The sequence below is a fragment of the Kitasatospora purpeofusca genome, from assembly GCF_034043715.1.
GTDB lineage: Bacteria > Actinomycetota > Actinomycetes > Streptomycetales > Streptomycetaceae > Kitasatospora > Kitasatospora purpeofusca_A.
Genome location: NZ_JAXCLC010000030.1, coordinates 45,492 through 63,751 on the forward strand (window position 1 = coordinate 45,492; position 18,260 = coordinate 63,751).

Here is an 18,260-nt window from a genome sequence, read left to right on the forward strand (position 1 = left end):
CGGCGTTCTGACTGCTCCGGCGCGGTGACGGCCCGGACCCCCGTTGGTGGTGCTCCGGGGGTGGGGCCGTCCCGGTTGGGGGCGGGCGGCGGGGGCGCGGCGCCGGGAGGCGCGGCGGACCGGTCGCTACCGAGCGGGCCGCAGGGCTCGTGAGGAAAAGGGAGGGCGGCGCGGCGGTGTCCTGGGGAGGAAGGCCGCCGCGCCGCCTACCGTCGTACGGCGACCGGAGGGGGGTCGCCGGCCGGCGGCTCGGTGCGGTCCGGGGGCGGACGCGCGTGGTGCGGAAGTGACGCGAGTGAAAGGGGTCCGCTCGACGGGCCCGTGAGTCATGGGCGGGGGAGCCGCCCGGCTGTCAGGCCGCCGCGAGACGGCGGTCGAGAACGGCGAGAATCAGCTCCTCGACGCGGCGGGCGACCGGATCGCTCTGGCCGCCCGGGCCGGCCAGCAGGTCGAAGGTTTCGAAGCTGGTCAGCATGAACAGCATCTCCACCAGTTCGTCGAGCCCGGCCTCGTCGACCTCGGCGCCCCGGTCGGCGAGCAGGCGGTTCAGTACCACCTGGAGGCCGCCGCGCCGCCGCTCGCTGCGGCTCTGCAGCGCGGTGTCGAGCTCCGGGTCGAGGATTCCCAGGCCGCGCAGCCGGCGCAGTGCGACCCGGCCGGAGGCATAGAAGCCGTTCAGCACGTCGAGCAGCGCGGTGAGCGCCTCGCGGCCGCTGGGGGCCATGAACGCCGCGGGCATCCTGGCCATCCCGCCGCGCTGGGCCAGATCGTCGAAGAGTGCCTCCAGCAGGCCGGTCTTCGAGTCGAACTGGTAGTAGACGGTCATCCGCGCCACTCCGGCGGTCTTGGCGACGGCGTCCATGCTGAACGAGGCCGGGCCCTTCTCCCCGGTGAGCAGCTCGCAGGCCGCCTCCAGAATGCGGGTGCGGGTCTGTTCGGCGGCTACCTGGCGTTGGCCGGCTCGGTACTGGCGTGGGCTCATGGGCTGTTGACGTCTCCTGAGGCGGGTGCTATCACATTCATTGTACACTCAGTCTATATAAAAATACGGGGGCAGGGAACGGGGGCGGCGGCGTCCGCCTCCCGTGCCCGCCCCCCGCAGAGGACCGGCGCCACTCCCGTCACGACATCCCCCATATTGCGGAGGCCACGATGAGGTACCGCCACGTGAGTGTGCCGAGGCTCGGCGGAGCCGAGGTCCTGAGGCTGTCCAGCGATGAACTCCCGGCACCGGCCGGCGGCCAGGTCCGGGTCCGGGTGCTCGCCGCCGGCGTCTCCTACGGTGACATTCTGCTCCGTGCCGGCGTGATCCCCGGCGGCCCCAAGCGGCCCTTCACCCCCGGATACGACCTGGTGGGGGTGGTGGACCAGGTCGGACCGGGCACCAGGGCCCCCGAACCGGGCACCCGGGTGGTCGCGTTGGTGCGCAGCGGCGGCTACGCGGAGTACGCACTGGTGGCCGCCAACCGGCTGGTCCCGCTGCCCGAGGGCGTCGACCCGGTGGAGGCCTCGGCGCTCGCGCTGAACTACTTCATCGCCCAGCAGATGCTGCACCGGGTGGCCGAGGTCAGGCAGGGCGGCACCGTGCTGGTGCACGGCGCGTCCGGCGGCGTCGGCACCGCCTTCCTGGAACTGGCCGCGCTCGCCGGGGTCACCGTCTACGGCACCTGCTCCGCCGCCCGGGCCGACCAGGTGCGGGCGCTCGGCGGCCGCCCGATCGACCGGGACACCGAGGACTTCCGCCGGGTGGTGCGCGGCCTGCCGGGCGGCGCGGTGGACGCGGTGTTCGACCCGATCGGCGGCCCGCACTTCCTCCGCTCGTACCAGGCGGTGCGGCGCGGCGGCGTGATGGTCGGCTTCGGCCAGAACGCCGCGCTGCGCGGCAACCAGCGGGACCTGCTGACCGGCGCCCAGGGCTTCCTGGGCGGCATCGTGCTGCCGAAGCTGATCCCGGACGGCAAGCGGACCCTGTTCTACAACGCCTGGAGTCTGGAGAAGTCCCACCCGGCCGCGTACCAGCAGGACCTCGCGACCGTGCTGGAGCTGCTGCAGAAGGGCCTGGTCAAGCCGCGGGTGGGCCGCACCATGCCGCTGGAGGAGGCGGCGGACGCGCACCGGGCGATGGAGACCGCCGCGGTCACCGGGAAGATCGTGCTCGTCCCGGCCGCGGCCTGACCGAAGGGGCGCGCCCCCCGGGCACGGGGCGCGCCCGGGCCGCCGTACTCCTGTCCCCGATCAGGAGGGCGGCGGCCGGGGACGGGGCAGGAAAGGTTCCCAGCGTGTTGGGGATTCCCGACCCATGACGGTGGGACGGCCGGTCCGCAGGATGGCGGTAGCACCGCTTCCCCCCGTTGCCGTCCCGTCGGAGGCCCCCGATGCGAACCGCCCTGCGCCGTGCCCACCGCCGTCTGCTGCTGCGCCGCTGGATGCGGCGCGGCGGCCGCTACCTGGCGGACGGGCTGATCTGGCTCGGTCTGGCGATGGGGGCGATGACCTCGCCCTCCGCCCTGCCGGGGGCGCGGAAGCCGGAGGACGTGCTGCCTCCGGTGGGGGTGCCGGAGTGGCACCCGGAGCGGACCTCGGCGCCGGCCGAGCCGCTGAGCCGGCGCGAGGAGGAGCTCTGGGCGCAGTTGCTGGAGCGCTGACCGGGCCCCCGCGGCCCGGCCCGGCCACGGGCCCGTCCTGTCGACCGGCCCGGACCCGGGAGCGATCGCCGGGCCGGCCGCCCGGCGCCGCACCGCGGGCGCTGGTCCGAGGGCGCTGGTCCGAGTGCGCTGGTCCGAGGGCGGACCCTAATTGCCGAGCCCGGCCCGCCGGGCCCGGACGGCCGCCTCGGCGCGGTCGGTCACCTGGAGCTTGCTGAAGATCCGGGAGAGGTAGTTGCGCACCGTCTTCGTGGAGAGCCCGAACTCGTTCGCGATGTGCGCGTTGTTGCGGCCGTCGGCCAGCATGGTCAGCACCGCCATCTCCCGGGGGGTCAGGTCGGGGAACGGCTCCCGTTCCGGAGCCGGCCGGCGCACCTGGGCCAGCAGGTGGGCGGCGGCCTCCGGCCCGAACAGCGCGCCGCCCTGGCTGACCGCGGTGATCGCCCGGCGGACGTCGTCCAGACCCGCGCCCTTGACCAGGTAGCCCCGCGCGCCCGCGCGGACCGCCGAGACGATGGAGTCGTCGTTGTCATCGGCCGTCAGTATCACCACCGCCACCCGGGGATGGCGGGCGAGCAGGGTCCGGGTCGCCTCGATGCCGTCGGTGCCGGGCATGCTGATGTCCATCAGCACCACGTCCGGCGCGAGCCGCTCCACGGCGGAGAGCACGTCGGCCCCGCTGGAGGCCTCTCCCACCACCGTCAGAGAATCGATCCGGTCGAGGAGTTGGCGCAATCCCGCCCGGAACAGCTCGTGGTCGTCGACGACCAGGATGCGGAGGTTTCGAGGTACGGCCGGATCCATGGGGGCTCCTAAGGGGAGGGTGAGGGAGCACGGTCAACTCGGTGGGCGCACGGGGTCGCAGGGAAACGGCACGGGTCGGTCGGGCACGGAGTCCGTGGCCGCCGGGGGCGGGGGAGAGAGGGCGGGGGCCCGGCTCAGTCGAGCCGGTGGGTGCCGTCGACGAGCGCCGAGTGCGGCAGGCGGACCCGGACCACGGTGCCGTGCGGGGCCCTGGTGCCGATCGAGAAAAAGCCGCCGAGTTCTCTGGTGCGCAGGCACATCGAAGGAAGTCCGATTCCGCCGACCGCGTCGCCGGAAATGCCGATCCCATCGTCCTCGATGGAAAGGACGAGGCCCTCGGGGCCGATCGACGCGGAGATCCGGCAGAAGGATGCCCGGGCATGCCGGACGACATTGGCGACAGCCTCGCCGGAGATGTTCTTCAATTCTTTCTGGACACGTGTCGGAAAATCGTCCAGGACGGCCGGGAGCTCGGTGACGACCCGTAGCCGGCCGGCCCCGGCCTCCTCGAAGGCGCGGGCCTGCCGGTGCAGGAACTGGCGCAGCGTGCCAGTGCCGGCGACGGTCCGGGGCTCGGAGGTGTCGAGGTCCCGGATCACCTGCCGGACGTCCGCGATCGCGGTGCTGACATCCTCCCGGGCCTGGGCCAGCAGGGCCGGGGCCTGGTCGGCGTCGTCGGTCAGGTCGAGACCGGCGAGTTCCATGCGCATGTGCAGGGCGGCCAGCCTGGGAGCCAGCGAGTCGTGCAACTCCCTGCGGACACGGCGGCGTTCGTCGAGTCGGGCAGCGGCAGCCGGACAGCCGGACTCCGCTTCGTCGACCGGCACTCCGGCCGGCCGGGGCCGTGGCTGCGCCGGTGGCAGGCCGGCTGCGCCGAGGCCGGTGACCAGCCCGAGCAGGGTGTTCACCAGCCGACCGATCCGGTCGGAGGTGTTCCGTTCACCGCGCGTAGCGAGCGCTCCCACGCCGCTTACGGCCAGGTTGGTCGGTCTTCGGTCGGCCCTGCCGGAGGATTTGAGTATCTGGTCCAGCATGGTTCCTGAGATCCCCCCGTCGCTCGCGTCTTACCCACTGTGCACGGGCGTTCCTGGCGCGGGGAAATGGAATTCACCGGGATGTCCGAAAACAGGCACGGCGGACCTCGAAGTATCGGTCCGTCGTTCGTTTCCATCCCGTGATCCCAATCCACCCGGGACAAGACCTTAGGGGCGTGGTTGCGCAGGGCGCAAGGGTGGGAGGGCCGGGTGGGGGAGGGGGCGGTGACGGATTCGGACACTTGGTTGCACCCATGTGAGTGAGCACTTACCCTCATGGAGTCGGGCCACGAGCGAGACCGGCGAACGAGGCGCGCGGCGCCCCGCCGGCCGTCCCCCGGAGAGCCGAGGAGGCGACCCCATGGGCACATCCCGCACCACCGATCTGACGCTGGACCAGATCGCAGAGATCTACCGAACGATGAGTGTGATCCGGGCCTTCGAGGACCGTCTGCACGGACTGGCGAAGAGCCTCCCCGGCGCGGTCCACCTCTACAGCGGGCAGGAGGCCGTCGCAGCAGGTGTCTGCGCGGCCCTCGCCCCGGACGACTACCTCGCCAGCACCCACCGCGGCCACGGTCACGCGATCGCCAAGGGCTGCGACGTCGAGGCGATGATGAAGGAGTTGTACGGCCGGCCGGACGGGATCTGCGGCGGCAAGGGCGGCTCGATGCACATCGCGGACTTCGACCGCGGCATGCTCGGCGCCAACGGCCTGGCCGGCGGCGGCGTCCCGCTCGCCTGCGGGGCCGCCCTGACGGCACGTCAGCAGGGCACCGGCCAGGTGTCGGTGGCCTTCACCGGCGACGGCGGCGCCAACCAGGGCGCCGTGCTGGAGAGCCTGGTGCTGGCCCGGATGCTCGACCTGCCGGTGATCTTCGCGATCGAGAACAACGGCTACGCCCAGGCGACCCCGGCCGCCGCCCACTTCTCCGGTACCGACATGGCCCAGCGCGCGGCCGGCTTCGGGATCCCGGGCGAGGTGGTGGACGGCTACGACGTGCTCGCCGTGCACGCCGCCACCACCGAGGCCGTCCGGCGTGCCCGGGCGGGCGAGGGCCCGACCGTGCTGGAGTTCCGGGCCGAGCGCTTCCACGGCCACATGGAGCTCTGGGACGACCAGTCCTACCGGCCGGACGCCGACCCGGAGCGGCTGCGCTCCGAGTCCGACCCGCTGCTGCTGCTCCGCTCCCGGATCGCCGACGGCACCGTGGGCGGACCCGCCGCCTTCGAGCTGGACCGGATCGACCGGGACGCGACCGCCCTGGTCGAGGCCGCCGTCACGGCCGCCTCGGAGCCCTTCACGGTCGACCCGCGCACCCTGCTCGACCACGTCTACACCCGCTGACCCGCTCCGAGGAGGGAGTCCCATGCGCACGATCACCTACCAGCAGGCCATCGGCGAGGCGCTGGCGCAGCAGATGCGCTTCGATCGCTCGGTGGTCCTGATGGGCGAGGACAGCACCAATGCCTGGGGCCCGACCAAGGGCCTCCACCTGGAGTTCCCGGACCGGGTGCTCGACATGCCGATCACCGAGGCGGCCTTCGTCGGCGCCGCGGTCGGCGCCGCCGCGACCGGACTGCGGCCGGTGGTCGACCTGCTGTTCGTCGACTTCGCCACCGTCGCCTTCGACCAGATCGCCAACCAGGCCGCCAAGCTGCGGTACATGTCCGGCGGCCGGGTCTCGGCGCCGCTGGTGCTGCGCGCGATGTGGGGCACCGGCTTGCGCCGCGGCGCCCAGCACTCGCAGGCGCTGCACCCGCTCTTCGTCCACCTGCCCGGCCTCAAGGTGGTCGCGCCGTCCAGTCCGTACGACGCCAAGGGGCTGATGGCGCAGGCGCTGGTGGACGACGACCCGGTGCTGTTCCTGGAGCACAAGATGCTCTACTTCGTGCCCGGCGGCGTGCCCGAGGAGCCGTACGCGATCCCGTTCGGCTCGGCCAAGGTGGTCCGGCCCGGCACCGACTGCACGGTGGTCGCGATCGGCCGGATGGTGTCGGTCGCGCTCGCCGCCGCCGAGCAGCTGGCCGCCGAGGGCGTGCAGATCGAGGTGATCGACCCCCGGACCCTGTCGCCGCTGGACACCTCGACCATCTACGGCAGCGTCGAGCGGACCGGGCGGCTGGTCGTGGTGGACGAGGCCCACCCGCGCTGCAGTCTGGCCACCGACATCGCCGCGCAGGTCGCGCAGGACCGTTTCGCCGCTCTGCGCGGGCCGGTCAGGATGGTCACCGGGCCGCACGCGCCGGTGCCGTTCAGCCCCGAGCTGGAGGACGCCTTCGCCCCGGGCCCGGACCAGGTGGCCGCCGCCGTGCGCGCCACCGGCCTGGTGAAGGACGCGGCCGTCCGCACACTCTGACGGCCGATCAGTTTCCGTTTCCGTACCGCTGTGCTGCCGGGCCCCGAACGAGGGCCCGCCGACCGAGGAGGAACCGAGTGACGTCCCAACCGTTCGTGAAGCAGCCCGACGAGGGCCGCGCCATCTGGCACGTGGGCGCGCTGCTCCAGTTCAAGGCGACCGGCGCCGAGACCAACGGGCAGTTCTGGCTCGCCGAGCAGCTCTCCCCGGCGGGCTACGCCTCGCCGGTCCACCTGCACACCCGCGAGGACGAGTTCTTCATCGTCCAGGAGGGTGAGATGGTGCTGCGGATCGGCGACGACGAGCACAAGGTCGGCCCGGGCGCCACGGTCTTCGCGCCGCGCGGCATCGCGCACCAGTACCGGGTGGAGACCGAGGGCACCCGCTTCCTGGTGCTCGGCACCCCGGCCGGCTTCGAGGAGTGGTTCTTCAGGACCGGCGAGCCGGCCACCAGCCTGGAGCTGCCGCCGCCGCTCCAGGGCCCGCCGGACTTCGCCCGGCTGCTCGGCGAGCTGGCGCCGCTCGGAGTGCAGCTGGTCGGGCCGCCGCCCGGCGTCGGCGGTCCCGCCGGGCCGCCGCGCTGAGCGGTGCCACCGCTGAAGCCTGCCTCGCCGGCCCCGGCGCCCCTCGTGGGCGGCGGGGCCGGCGCGCCGTTCGGGGTGCCCGGCGAAACGGGTGAGCGGGTACTCACCTGCACGCTATCCTTCGGGTGCCCCTCCGCAGCCGCGGCCCGCTCGGAAGCCGGCCGCCCCGTTCCTTCGGAGCCTTCATGAGTATGCGCGAGCAGATCGTCGACGCCGCCGAGCGGGTGATCCGTGACCTCGGTCTGGCCCGCTGCACCACCAAGGAGATCGCCGAAGTGGCGGGCTGCTCGGAGGGCACCATCTACCGGCACTTCCGCAGCAAGGAGGACGTCTTCCTGGCCGTCCTCGCCGAGCGGCTGCCCGGACTGCTGCCGGTGCTGCGGGCGCTGCCGGAGGAGATCGGCAGCGAGGGCGAGGTACGGGCCTCCCTCCAGGAGGTGGCGGAGGAGGCGCTCGCCTTCTACCGCGCGTCGATGCCGATGCTGCTGTCCGTCTTCGCCGAGCCCAAGCTGCTCGACCGCCACCGGGAGTGGATGCAGGCCAACAACGCCGGGCCGCACCGGGCCGTCGAACTGCTGGCCGACTACCTGCGCCGGGCCCAGCGGACCGATCTGGTCAGCCGGGACGCGGATCCGGTGGCGGCGTCCCAGCTCCTGCTCGGCGCCTGCTACCTGGCCGCCTACGGGGGCGTGTTCGCCGCCCCGGGCACCGGGTCGGAGCCGCTGCGGGAGGCGGAGGCCTTCGTCCGGGAGCTCTGGCGGACCCTGGCCCCGGCGCAGTCGGCGGCGGCGCCGGCGCGGGGCCGCGCCAAGGCCCGCTGAACGGCCGGCCCGCTGGACCACTGAACCGCGAGCTGCCCGTCGCCCGGCGAGAACCGCCGGGCGGCGGGCTTTCGCATGCCCGGGACGGGACGGGATGCGACGGGACGAGACCGGACGGGACCGGACCGGACCCGGCCGGACCGCGGCGGCGCCGGTGCGCTCCTGCCGGGCGGCGCTCGCGGGGGCGCGGACGACGCGGGTGCCGAGCGGACGGGCGGAGGGGCGGCAACGGGGAGGGGCGGGTGGCCAGTGGCCGCCCGCCCCTCCCCGCGCTCCCGCCGTGGTCAGCCCTGGAGGCCCAGCACCTGGGCCGCCGCCTCGACCTGGCCGAGGTCCCCGGCGCAGGGCATCAGCAGCAGCTCGTCGCAGCCCGCCTCGGCGTACTTGCCGACCAGCCCGCGCAGCTTGCCGGGGTTGTCGGCCGCGCCGCGCAGGATGTGCTCGACGAACGGCCCGGCGTCGCGGTAGTACGACCGCAGGTAGTCCTCGGTGTGCTTGGTGCCGTCCGCGCCGAGCGCGAAGTAGGCGAGCGCCACCAGTCGGGGCGCCCCCTCCCGGCCCTCGGCCGCCCACTGCTCGCGCAGCGCCTGGGCGCCCTGGGCGAACATGATCGGGCCGGTGCCGCCGCCGATCCACCCGTCGCCCAGCCGGGCCGCCCGGGCCAGTGCGGCCGGGGAGTGCCCGCCGAGGATCAGCTCCGGACCGTTCGGCCGGATCGGGGCCGGTCCGACCGAGGGCTCCCGGCCGGACTGCGCGTCGGCCCAGTGCCGCCGCAGCTCGGCCACCTGGGTGCCGGTCCGGGCGCCGCGGCCGGCCTTCTCGACCTGGCCGACCTCGAAGTCGTCCGGCCGCGAGCCGACCGCCATGCCGAGGGTGAGCCGGCCGCCGGAGAGCCGGTCCACGGTGGCCGCCTGCTTGGCCAGCAGCGCGGTGTTGGCGCGCAGCGGCGAGATCAGGATGCTCGTCGCCAGGCCGATCCGCTCGGTCACCGCGGCGGCCGCGGCCAGCGTGGTGAGCGGTTCCCAACTGCTGTGCACCAGACGGTCGATGGTGCCGAGGGTGGAGTAGCCGGCCTGCTCGGCGAGCCGGGCCCAGGCGACCACGTCGGCGCCGGCCGCACCGGGCAGCGAGGTGGGGAGTCCGATTCCGATCTTCATCGCGTTCACTCGCCTTCGAGCGGCTGGTCGTGGCGGCGGGAGAGCACGTTCTCCATCGAGGCCAGCCGGAAGAACGCCTGCGCGCCCTCGCGGCTGGTCATGTCGCGCGGGACGGCGAGGTGCTTCTCCAGCTCCCGCTCGAACTCGCGGACGGCGGGCTGCTGGCTCATGTGCGCGGCTACCAGCGGCAGCGGGCCCTCGATCTCGATCACCCGGACGGCCAGTTCCTTGCCGACGAAGGCCTGGGTGCCGAGGAGCTTGCCGACCACGGTGCCGTCGGGGCTCTTGACGTCGAAGTCGGGGCGGCCGCTCTTGCGGAACAGGTCCTTGACGATGTCCTCGCTGCCCGGCAGCAGCGGGTAGTACAGCGCGTGCCACGTGCTCATGGTCGTCTCCTGGGTTCTCCGGGCCGGGCTCGGCCCGTCGGTGGGTGTGGGGCGGGGCGGGCGGGGCCTCACTGGCTGGTGGTGACGCCGCCGTCCACGTACAGCACCTGGCCGCTGATGAAGCCGGCCCGCGGCGAGGCGAGGAAGGTGACCGCGTCGGCCACCTCGTGCAGTTCGGCGGTGCGGCCCAGCGGGATCCGGCCGAGCACCATCCGCATGAACTCCGGGTTGCTCGCGTTCTCCTGGACGAAGTCGGTGCGGACGAAGCCGGGGGCGACCGCGTTGACCGCGATCCCGTGCCGGCCCCATTCCGCGGCCAGCTGCTTGACCAGCAGGTCCAGGCCGGCCTTGCTGGCGCCGTACGCGCTGAAGCCGCGCCGGGCGCCGAACTTGCCGCGTACCGAGGAGAGGTGGACGATCCGGCCACCGCCGGCCGCGATCATCGTCCGGCCGACCGACTGGGAGAGCCAGAAGGCGCCCAGCAGGTTGGTGTCGACGATGGTGCGCCAGTCCTCCTCGGAGATGGTCTCGGCGCCGACGGTGACCAGCGCGCTGGCGCAGTTCACCAGGACGTCGATGCCGCCCCAGTCGGCGGTCACGGCCGCCACCAGCCGTTCCACGTCGGCGCGGTCGGCGACGTCCACGGCGTGCGGCACCACGGTGCCGCCGCGGGCGGCCAGCGGGGCGAGCCGCTCGGCGGTCTCCTCGGCCTTCTTCAGCGAACGGCCGGCCACCGCGACCCGGGCGCCCTGGGCGGCGAGGTCCTCGGCGACGGCGGCGCCGATGCTGCCGTAGCCGCCGACCAGCAGGACCCGGCTGCCGAGGAACTCCCGGTCGGCGGGGACGCGTTCCGGCGCGGGCCGGGGCGGGGCGGCGAAGCCGGGGGGCGGTCCGCCGGCTCCCGGCGGCGGTCCCCCGAAACCGGCGGGCGGTCCGCCGAAGCCCGGCGGTGGCCCGCCGGCTCCCGGCGGTGGTCCGCCGAAGCCAGGGGGCGGTCCGCCGGCGCCGGGGGGCGGTCCGCCGCCCGGGCGTCCGCCGGGCGGCCCGGACGGTGGGGTCGGTGCGGCTGCCGTCATGACAGCACCTCCCTGTCGCGTGTCGGTGGTGCGGGGAATCCGACGGGGTGTCGGATCGGGGGACGCCGGGGGTGGTGATGAGTCCGGGCCCGGTGCTGTCCGGGTCCGCTCGGCCGGCGTCGGGTCCGGTCCCGCCCGGTGCGGGCGGGACCGGTTCAGGTCGCGTCGGGTGCGCCGGGCAGGCCGAACAGCCCGGCGGCGTTGCCGTGCCGGATCCGCGCGACATCGGCCGGGGCCAGGCCGAGCCCGTCCAACCGGGTCAGCGAGGCGTCCAGCGGTGCGCTCATCGGCGGGGAGTCGGTGCCGAACATGACGTTGCCGGCCCCGAAGGCGTCGACGGCGGCGGCCACGGCCCGCAGGCTGGGCGTGGCGGTGTCGACGTAGACCCGGCGCAGGGCCTCGGCCAGCGGCGGGACGGCAGGTCCGGTCGGCGCGGCGCCGGGTCCGCCGGGTCCGCCCGGTCCACCCGGCCCTCCGGTCCCCGGTCCGCCCGGCCTGGTCCCCGGTCCGCCGGGACCGCCGGCACCGGGACCGCCGACCCCCGGCGGAGGCCCGCCGGGAGCGCCGCCGGGAGGCCCGCCCGGGATCCCGCCCGGCCGGCCGAAGGTGACCGGCATCCGCCGGGCCAGCTCCAGCCGCTCCAGCAGCAGCGGCAGCCCGCCGCCGCAGACCGGGGCGACGATCCGCAGCTCCGGGTACTTCTCCAGCCACCCGGCGAACAGCACCGCGGCCGTCCCCAGCGTGACGTCGCACGGCCGGGCGATCTGCTCGACCAGCCGCAGGTCGTCGAGCTCCCCGGCCCCGGCCGGTTCGGCCGGCGGGTGCAACATCACCGGGATGCGGTACTGCGCGGCCATCGCGAAGAAGGCGTCGGCCTGCGGAGTGTCCAGGAACCGCCCCTCGATGCTGGAGTTGACCATCAGCCCGACGAACTCGTCCTGCTCCAATCGCTTGGCGGCGGCGGCGAGTTCGGCGTCGGAGCCGAGCGGGTTGGTGTAGACGTAGCCGCGCAGCGCCGCGGGCCGGGCCCGGACCTGCTCGCCCAGCCAGTCGTGGAAGCGTTCGAGGGTGTCCAGCGGCTGGCGGTAGTTGTCCAGCCCGGGCGTGCGCACCATGGTGCCCGCGCCGACGGGACTGCCGACCAGGGACATGGTGATCCCGGCCGCCGCCTTGAGTTCCACCATGCCGTCGACGTCGGCGAGGCTCGGCGGCATGGGGAAGCGGCGGAAGAGTTCGGGCGACGTGATGTGGCCGTGCACATCGATCGTCATCGGCTCGGCACCTCCTGGGATGTCCGCCGGCCGGTCGGCGCGGCGGGCTGGTCGCGGGCCCTGGGCCCTCGGTGAGTGAGTGCCCGCTCGCACCGTAGGGTGCGTCCGGTGGGCGCGTCAACATGGCCCGGAATTCGGGAGGTTGGTGCAACGAACCGGCTGGGCGGACGGCCCGGAACGGCCGGGACGCGGTCCGTGACGGACGGGGCGACGTCCCAGCCCGGTGGAGACGGATGCCTCCTGACACTGGGACCGCCCGGCGGCAAGGATGAGGCGGCGGGGCAGCCCCGGGGGCCGAGATGCCCCGGCCCCCGGGGTCCCGTGTCTCTCGCATCGGGCGACCCCGCCCCGGTTCGCCGCATCGACGCGGCGGACATTCCGCGATCCCGGATCGATTCGAGGAATCGATATGAAGGACATGAAGGATAATTCGGACGTCTGGTTGGTTACCTCGTCCAGCGTTCAGCTCGGCACGCTCTGGATCATGAAGACCTCGATCCTGCCGATGCTCAACTCCCTGCCCTACGACCGGTACGTCAACACGTGCCAGCTGATCGACATGCACGTGTTCCACCCGATCGCCTTCTGGAACGGCCTGGCCACCGCCGCTGTCGGCGCCACCAAGGCCGTCCGGTCGGAGAGCAAGGTGGCCAAGGTGCTGTACGCGGCCGGCACCGTCGGCATGGCGACCGTCGCGGTCGCCTCCGAGGGTGTCAACCGGCCGATCTGGCGCCAGATCGAGCGCTGGAGCCCGTACCGCGACACCGACGCCGCGTGGCGCGGCAAGCGCCGCCGCTGGCACCTGGCGCACGAGACCCGGACCATGGGCGCGATCGGCGCGGCGGCCTGCTTCGTCCTCGCCTCGCTCATCTGACCGGTCCGCTCCCCGCACCTCGCGCCGCAAGTGCGCACCGGCCGGCTCCCGGAGCCTCCCCGCACCCCGGGCCGGCCGCCGCCCCACGCCCACCCGGACCACCCTCGGCCGCGCACCGGCCGGGGTCGTCCGCCGAGCAAAGGACTGTCATGACCTCGTCCACCGAGAGCGTGGTGGAGGCCAACAAGGCCCTCATCCGCGAGCTGACCGAGCGGGCGTTCAACGACGGCGACCTCTCCGCCATCGGCGACCGCTTCGCCGAGGACTACGTGGTGCACGCCCCCGGCCTGCCCCCGATGCCCCCCGGCCCGGACTCCTTCCGGCAGGCCGTGCTGCTCTGGCGCAACGCCTTCCCGGACGTCAACGTCACCGTGGAGGACGTCGCCGGCGACGGCGACCGCGTCTACGCCCGGTTCACCACCCGCGGCACCCACCAGGGCCGGCTGTTCGACATCCCGCCGACCGGCAAGCCGGTCACCGTGCACGAGATGTCCTGCCACCGGATCGTCGACGGCCGCGTCGTCGAGTCCTGGATCGGCGACAACGTGCCCCGGATCCTGCTGGACATCGGCGCCATCCAGCCGGTCGGCCGCCCGCAGCACTGAACCGCGGCACCGAACCGCGGCACTGAACCGCGGCGCCGCAACCGGCCCCGGAGAACCCCAGCCCGAGAGAGCCCGTACCCCGAGGGGAGCCCGCATGCACCGCACACTGATCATCGCCCGGATGCTGCCCGGCGCGGAGGGCGACGTCGCCCGCGTGTTCGGTGAGTCCGACGAGACCGAACTGCCGCGTCTCGCCGGCGTCACCCACCGCTCGCTGTACCTGCTCGGCGATGCCTACGTCCACCTGCTGGAGACCGACGACCCGGGTCAGGAGGCGGTCGACGCAGCCCGCCGGCACCCGGAGTTCGCCCGGGTCAGCGAACGGCTCACCCCGTTCATCTCCCCCTACCTGCCCACCTGGCGTTCGCCGCAGGACGCGGTCGCCCAGTGCTTCTACTCCTGGGAGTCCGGCACCGGAGGTCGGTGAGCCCGCCTCCCGCCGGCGGCGCCGGCCGAACGGGGGCCCGTTCACCCCGTACGGCCGCGCCGCGAGGCCCAGGAGCAGTCCCTACACCGGAGAAACGAGAGGCAGCACCATGACCGACCACCAGGCCGGCGGGACGACCACGGTCGTCACCGCGGAGGAGATCGAGAACGTCCTCATCACCAGCGCCGGCGCGGCGCCGGACGTGTTCGAGGGCTCCCGGCACGTCCCCCTGGAGGAGCTCGGCCTCGACTCGCTGGCCGTGCTGGAGCTGGAGGCGGTGATCGCCGACCGTTACGGCCTGAAGGTCCCGGACGGCGCCGTCGCCCTCAGTGTCGACCAGATCGTCGCCGAGCTGCGGACCGCCGGGGCGGTGGGCTGAGCGATGGCCGGACACACCGAGAACAGCATCGTCATCCAGGCCCCGCTCAAGCTCGTCTGGGACGTCACCAACGACGTCGCCGGCTGGCCGGAGCTGTTCACCGAGTACGCGTCCGCCGAGATCGTCGAACGCCGCGGCGAGACCGTCCGCTTCCGGCTCACCATGCACCCGGACGAGGAGGGCCGGATTTGGAGCTGGGTCAGCGACCGCACCGTCAACGTCGCCGACCGCACCGTCCACGCCCACCGGGTGGAGACCGGCCCGTTCGCCTACATGCAGATCCACTGGCGGTACGAGGAGCTGCCCGAGGGCGGCGTCCGGATGACCTGGATCCAGGACTTCTCCATGAAGCCCGCCGCCCCGGTCGACGACCAGGGCATGACCGAGCGGCTGAACATCAACTCGCCCGTGCAGCTGGAGATCATCCGGCAGAAGGTCGAGGCCCTCGCCGCCGGTTCCACCGCCGTCCCCGCCGAGAAGGAGTGAGCGCCGTGGCAGCCAGGAACATCCGCATCATTTCCGCCGACGACGTCCCCGCCAACCGCAAGCGCGGCGGCGAGACCCGCGCGGTGCTCTCGCCCGCCACCTGCGGCGCGACCTCCGGTTTCATGGGGACCGCCCGGCTCCAGCCGGGGGAGCGGATCACCGAGCACTACCACCCGTACAGCGAGGAGTTCCTGCTGCTCGTCCGCGGCGAGCTGACCCTCGACCTGGACGACAAGCCCTTCGAGCTGTTCGCCGGCCAGGGCGTGCTGATCCCCAAGGACATCCGCCACCGGCTGCGCAACACCGGCTCCGAGGAGGCCTTCGCGGTCTTCCACCTCGGCCCGCTGGCGCCGTCCCCCGAGCTCGGCCACGTCGACACCGAGGACGGCCCGGGCACCAAGGCCGAGGGCCACATAGTGCTGGGGGAGCGATGACCGCTTCCCCGTCCACGGGTGACCGCCGCGTCGTGGTCACCGGGATCGGTGTGGTGGCCCCCGGGGGCACCACCCGTGAGACCTTCTGGGAACTGATCACCTCGGGCCGCACCGCGACCCGTCGGATCTCCGCCTTCGACCCCTCGGCGTTCCGCTCGCAGATCGCCGCCGAGGCCGACTTCGACCCGGTCGCGGCCGGCCTCACCCCGCTGGAGCTGCGCCGCGCCGACCGCTACGTGCAGTTCGCGCTGGCCGCCTCCCAGGAGGCGGTGCTCGACGCCGGACTGGAGCTCGACGAGCGCACCCGGGAAGCCACCGGTGTGGTCCTCGGCTCGGCGGTCGGCGGCACCATCGTCCTGGAGGACGAGTTCGTCGTCGCCAGTGACTCCGGCCGCAACTGGCTGGTCGACCCCGACGTCACCAGCCCGTTCCTCTACCAGGGCCTGATCCCGAGCAGCCTGGCCGCCGACGTGGCCGTCCGGCACGGGGCGCACGGCCCGGCGGTGGTCGTCTCCACCGGCTGCACCTCCGGCATCGACGCCATCGGCCACGCCTACCAGCTGCTGATGGACGGCGAGGCCGAGGTGATGCTCACCGGCGCCTCGGACTCGCCGATCTCGCCGGTCACCGTCGCCTCCTTCGACGCCATCAAGGCCACCACCCCGGACAACGACGACCCGGCGCACGCCTCCCGGCCGTTCGACCGGGACCGGCACGGCTTCGTGCTGGGCGAGGGCTGCGCGGTGCTCGTCCTGGAGGAGCTGGAGCACGCCCGCCGGCGCGGTGCCCGGATCTACTGCGAGGTGGTCGGCTACGCCAACCGCGGCAACGCCTTCCACATGACCGGTCTGCGCCCGGACGGCCTGGAGATGTCCGAGGCGATCAGCGAGACCCTGCGCCAGTCCCGGCTCAACCCCGAGGACATCGGCTACATCAGCGCCCACGGCTCCGGTACCCGCCAGAACGACCGGCACGAGACGGGTGCCTTCAAGCGCTCGCTCGGCCACGCCGCCTACGGGGTCCCGATCAGCTCGATCAAGTCGATGGTCGGCCACTCGCTGGGCGCGATCGGCGCGATCGAGATGGCCGCCTGCGCGCTGGCGGTCGACCGCGGGGTCGTCCCGCCGACCGCCAACTGGCAGAACCGCGACCCCGAGTGCGACCTCGACTACACGCCCAACACCGCCCGCGAGGTGCGGGTCGGCGCGGCGCTCTCGGTCGGCAGCGGCTTCGGCGGCTTCCAGTCCGCGATGCTCTTCGCCAAGCTGGGGAGGGGCCGATGAGCACACGACGTGCCGTCATCACCGGTATCGGCGTGGTCGCGCCGAGCGGCATCGGCAGCGAGGCGCACTGGAAGTCGGTCTGCGGCGGCGAGAGCCGGATCGCTCCGATCACGCTCTTCGACGCCGGCCGGTACGAGACCACGCTGGGCGGCGAGGTCCCGGACTTCGACGTCAGCCGGTTCGTCGAGCGCCGGCTCCAGGTGCAGACCGACCGGTGGACCCACCTCGCCTACGCGGCGGCCGAACTGGCCTTCGGCGAGGCCGAGCTGGACCCGTCCACGGTCGAGCCGTACAAGCTGTCGGTGGCGCTCGCCAGCTCCTCCGGCGGCAACCAGTTCGGCCAGCGCGAGCTCCAGCGGCTCTGGCAGCCGGACACCTCGCGGACCGTCGGCGCCTACCAGTCGATCGCCTGGTTCTACGCCGCGACCGTCGGGCAGCTGGCCATCAAGCACCAGGCCAAGGGCCCGTCCAGCGTCCTCGTCTCGGAGGGCGCCGGCGGCCTGGACTCGCTGGCCCACGCCGCCCGGCTGGTCCGCCGGGGCGCCGACGTGGTGCTCGCCGGCGGCACCGAGGCACCGCTCGGCCCGTACGCGCTCGCCTGCCAGCAGCGCAGCGGCCGGCTCTACACCGGCTCCGACCCGGCCGAGGCGTACCTGCCGTTCGACGAGCGGGCGGCCGGCTACGTGCCGGGCGAGGGCGGGGTGGTGTTCGTGGTCGAGGACCTCGACCACGCGCTCGCCCGCGGTGCCCGGATCCGGGCCGAGATCGCCGGCTGGTCCGCCACCCAGGACGCCGTCGCCGCCAGCCGGACCGCCTCCGGCTCGGTCCGCCAGTACGCCAGGGCGCTCGGCACCGCGGTCGAACGGGCCGGCCTCACCCCGGGGGACGTCGACGTGACCTTCCCGGACGCGGTGGGCCTGCCCGCCTACGACCGCACCGAGGCCGAGGCGCTGCGCGCGGTCTTCGGTGACGCCGGCCCGGCCGCCGTCACCACCCAGAAGCCGCTCACCGGCCGCCTCTACCAGGGCGGCAGCGCACTGGACGCCGCCACCGCGGTGCTCGCCATGGACAACGGCCTGATCCCGCCCTCGGCGGGCCCGGCCCGTCCGGCGGACGGCTGCGACCTGGCCTTCGTCCGCGAGGAGCAGGCCGCCGAGGTGCGTACCGCGCTGATCGGCGCCCGCGGCTTCGACGGCTTCAACAGCGCCGTCGTGCTGCGCGCGCACTCCTGACACCCATGAGCACCACGACCCGGAAGGAGACCGTCATGCCGGTCGACGAGGGCGCGGCACAGGGCCGCGTGCTCTTCCTGATCACTGTCAAGGAGGAGCGCCGGGAGGACTTCCTCAAGGCGTACGAGCAGATCCGCCACCTGGTCGCCGAGGGCGTCCCCGGACACGTGCGCGACCAGGTCTGCCAGTCCTCCACCGACCCGGAGCAGTGGCTGATCACCAGCGAGTGGCGCTCGCTGGACGACTTCGTCGCCTGGGAGCGGACCGAGGAGCACCGGGACCTGGTGCGCCCGATGCGCGAGTGCTTCAGCGACGCGAAGTCCATCCGCTTCCACATCAAGGCCGAGACCTCGCGGGACACCCCGAAGGCGGGCCTTTCCACTCCTACCACCGCGGGGTGAG

22 protein-coding genes are annotated in these 18,260 nt (G+C 73.7%); 15 read left to right on the plus strand and 7 right to left on the minus strand.

Going from position 1 to position 18,260, the window contains the following annotated elements; genetic code table 11:
- Positions 1-352: 352 nt before the first annotated feature.
- Positions 353-982 (minus strand): helix-turn-helix domain-containing protein, encoded by a 630-nt coding sequence (locus tag SM793_RS17425; RefSeq protein ID WP_320439109.1) that lies wholly within the window; start codon positions 980-982, stop codon positions 353-355.
- A 170-nt stretch (positions 983-1,152) separates the two neighbouring features.
- Between SM793_RS17425 and SM793_RS17430 the strand changes: the two genes are divergently transcribed.
- Together SM793_RS17430 and SM793_RS17435 are read left to right on the plus strand one after the other, a co-directional pair.
- Positions 1,153-2,175, plus strand: a complete 1,023-nt coding sequence (locus SM793_RS17430) for a medium chain dehydrogenase/reductase family protein (protein ID WP_320439110.1) — start codon at positions 1,153-1,155, stop codon at positions 2,173-2,175.
- 200 nt (positions 2,176-2,375) lie between these two features.
- A complete protein-coding gene (locus tag SM793_RS17435) occupies positions 2,376-2,645 on the plus strand; it encodes a DUF6059 family protein (protein ID WP_045943131.1) in 270 nt (89 codons plus the stop codon).
- Between the two features lie 147 nt (positions 2,646-2,792).
- Here SM793_RS17435 and SM793_RS17440 read toward each other — a convergent pair whose 3' ends face one another.
- Together SM793_RS17440 and SM793_RS17445 are read right to left on the minus strand one after the other, a co-directional pair.
- A complete protein-coding gene (locus SM793_RS17440; RefSeq protein WP_320439111.1) occupies positions 2,793-3,449 on the minus strand; it encodes a response regulator transcription factor in 657 nt (218 codons plus the stop codon).
- Positions 3,450-3,583: 134 nt separating this feature from the next.
- On the minus strand, positions 3,584-4,483 hold the full coding sequence (locus SM793_RS17445; protein WP_320439112.1) for a sensor histidine kinase: 900 nt from the start codon (positions 4,481-4,483) through the stop codon (positions 3,584-3,586).
- Positions 4,484-4,844: 361 nt separating this feature from the next.
- On the opposite strand from SM793_RS17445, the gene SM793_RS17450 reads away from it, so the two are divergent.
- From SM793_RS17450 to SM793_RS17465, 4 genes are all read left to right on the plus strand, one after another.
- Positions 4,845-5,831: a thiamine pyrophosphate-dependent dehydrogenase E1 component subunit alpha gene (locus SM793_RS17450; protein WP_320439113.1), complete on the plus strand. Its 987-nt coding sequence runs from the start codon at positions 4,845-4,847 to the stop codon at positions 5,829-5,831.
- A 22-nt stretch (positions 5,832-5,853) separates the two neighbouring features.
- On the plus strand, positions 5,854-6,843 hold the full coding sequence (locus tag SM793_RS17455; RefSeq protein WP_320439114.1) for an alpha-ketoacid dehydrogenase subunit beta: 990 nt from the start codon (positions 5,854-5,856) through the stop codon (positions 6,841-6,843).
- A gap of 77 nt (positions 6,844-6,920) precedes the next feature.
- Positions 6,921-7,427: a quercetin 2,3-dioxygenase gene (locus SM793_RS17460; protein WP_231978554.1), complete on the plus strand. Its 507-nt coding sequence runs from the start codon at positions 6,921-6,923 to the stop codon at positions 7,425-7,427.
- A gap of 185 nt (positions 7,428-7,612) precedes the next feature.
- Positions 7,613-8,248, plus strand: coding sequence for a helix-turn-helix domain-containing protein (locus tag SM793_RS17465; RefSeq protein WP_320439115.1), 636 nt, complete (start codon positions 7,613-7,615; stop codon positions 8,246-8,248).
- A 284-nt stretch (positions 8,249-8,532) separates the two neighbouring features.
- Here the strand turns inward: SM793_RS17465 and SM793_RS17470 are convergent, their stop codons facing one another.
- From SM793_RS17470 to SM793_RS17485, 4 genes are all read right to left on the minus strand, one after another.
- Entirely contained in the window at positions 8,533-9,405 is an 873-nt protein-coding gene (locus SM793_RS17470; protein WP_320439116.1) for an LLM class flavin-dependent oxidoreductase, read from the minus strand.
- A 5-nt stretch (positions 9,406-9,410) separates the two neighbouring features.
- Positions 9,411-9,791 carry a SchA/CurD-like domain-containing protein gene (locus SM793_RS17475; protein ID WP_030396597.1) on the minus strand — a complete coding sequence of 127 codons (381 nt, stop codon included), beginning with the start codon at positions 9,789-9,791 and terminating at the stop codon, positions 9,411-9,413.
- Between the two features lie 68 nt (positions 9,792-9,859).
- Positions 9,860-10,867: an SDR family NAD(P)-dependent oxidoreductase gene (locus SM793_RS17480; RefSeq protein WP_320439117.1), complete on the minus strand. Its 1,008-nt coding sequence runs from the start codon at positions 10,865-10,867 to the stop codon at positions 9,860-9,862.
- A 155-nt stretch (positions 10,868-11,022) separates the two neighbouring features.
- Positions 11,023-12,138: an amidohydrolase family protein gene (locus tag SM793_RS17485; RefSeq protein WP_320439118.1), complete on the minus strand. Its 1,116-nt coding sequence runs from the start codon at positions 12,136-12,138 to the stop codon at positions 11,023-11,025.
- A gap of 409 nt (positions 12,139-12,547) precedes the next feature.
- On the opposite strand from SM793_RS17485, the gene SM793_RS17490 reads away from it, so the two are divergent.
- The 9 genes from SM793_RS17490 (at position 12,548) to SM793_RS17530 (ending at position 18,259) form a co-directional block, all read left to right on the plus strand.
- Complete coding sequence (locus SM793_RS17490; RefSeq protein WP_231978553.1) at positions 12,548-13,012, plus strand: DUF1772 domain-containing protein; 465 nt, start codon at positions 12,548-12,550, stop codon at positions 13,010-13,012.
- Between the two features lie 149 nt (positions 13,013-13,161).
- A complete protein-coding gene (locus SM793_RS17495; protein WP_320439119.1) occupies positions 13,162-13,617 on the plus strand; it encodes an ester cyclase in 456 nt (151 codons plus the stop codon).
- Between the two features lie 94 nt (positions 13,618-13,711).
- A complete protein-coding gene (locus tag SM793_RS17500; RefSeq protein ID WP_320439120.1) occupies positions 13,712-14,044 on the plus strand; it encodes a TcmI family type II polyketide cyclase in 333 nt (110 codons plus the stop codon).
- Positions 14,045-14,153: 109 nt separating this feature from the next.
- On the plus strand, positions 14,154-14,423 hold the full coding sequence (locus tag SM793_RS17505) for an acyl carrier protein (protein WP_320439121.1): 270 nt from the start codon (positions 14,154-14,156) through the stop codon (positions 14,421-14,423).
- 3 nt (positions 14,424-14,426) lie between these two features.
- Entirely contained in the window at positions 14,427-14,909 is a 483-nt protein-coding gene (locus SM793_RS17510) for an SRPBCC family protein (protein WP_320439122.1), read from the plus strand.
- A gap of 5 nt (positions 14,910-14,914) precedes the next feature.
- Positions 14,915-15,343: a cupin domain-containing protein gene (locus tag SM793_RS17515; RefSeq protein ID WP_045942344.1), complete on the plus strand. Its 429-nt coding sequence runs from the start codon at positions 14,915-14,917 to the stop codon at positions 15,341-15,343.
- The gene (locus SM793_RS17520; protein ID WP_320439123.1) at positions 15,340-16,626 is read left to right on the plus strand and encodes a beta-ketoacyl-[acyl-carrier-protein] synthase family protein; all 1,287 of its coding nucleotides are present in this window, start codon (positions 15,340-15,342) and stop codon (positions 16,624-16,626) included. The genes SM793_RS17515 and SM793_RS17520 overlap by 4 nt, the downstream gene beginning before the upstream one ends.
- Entirely contained in the window at positions 16,623-17,858 is a 1,236-nt protein-coding gene (locus SM793_RS17525; protein WP_320439124.1) for a beta-ketoacyl synthase N-terminal-like domain-containing protein, read from the plus strand. Before SM793_RS17520 ends, SM793_RS17525 begins: the two co-directional genes overlap by 4 nt.
- Positions 17,859-17,863: 5 nt before the next feature.
- Positions 17,864-18,259, plus strand: a complete 396-nt coding sequence (locus SM793_RS17530; protein ID WP_320439125.1) for an antibiotic biosynthesis monooxygenase family protein — start codon at positions 17,864-17,866, stop codon at positions 18,257-18,259.
- Position 18,260: the final 1 nt, after the last annotated feature.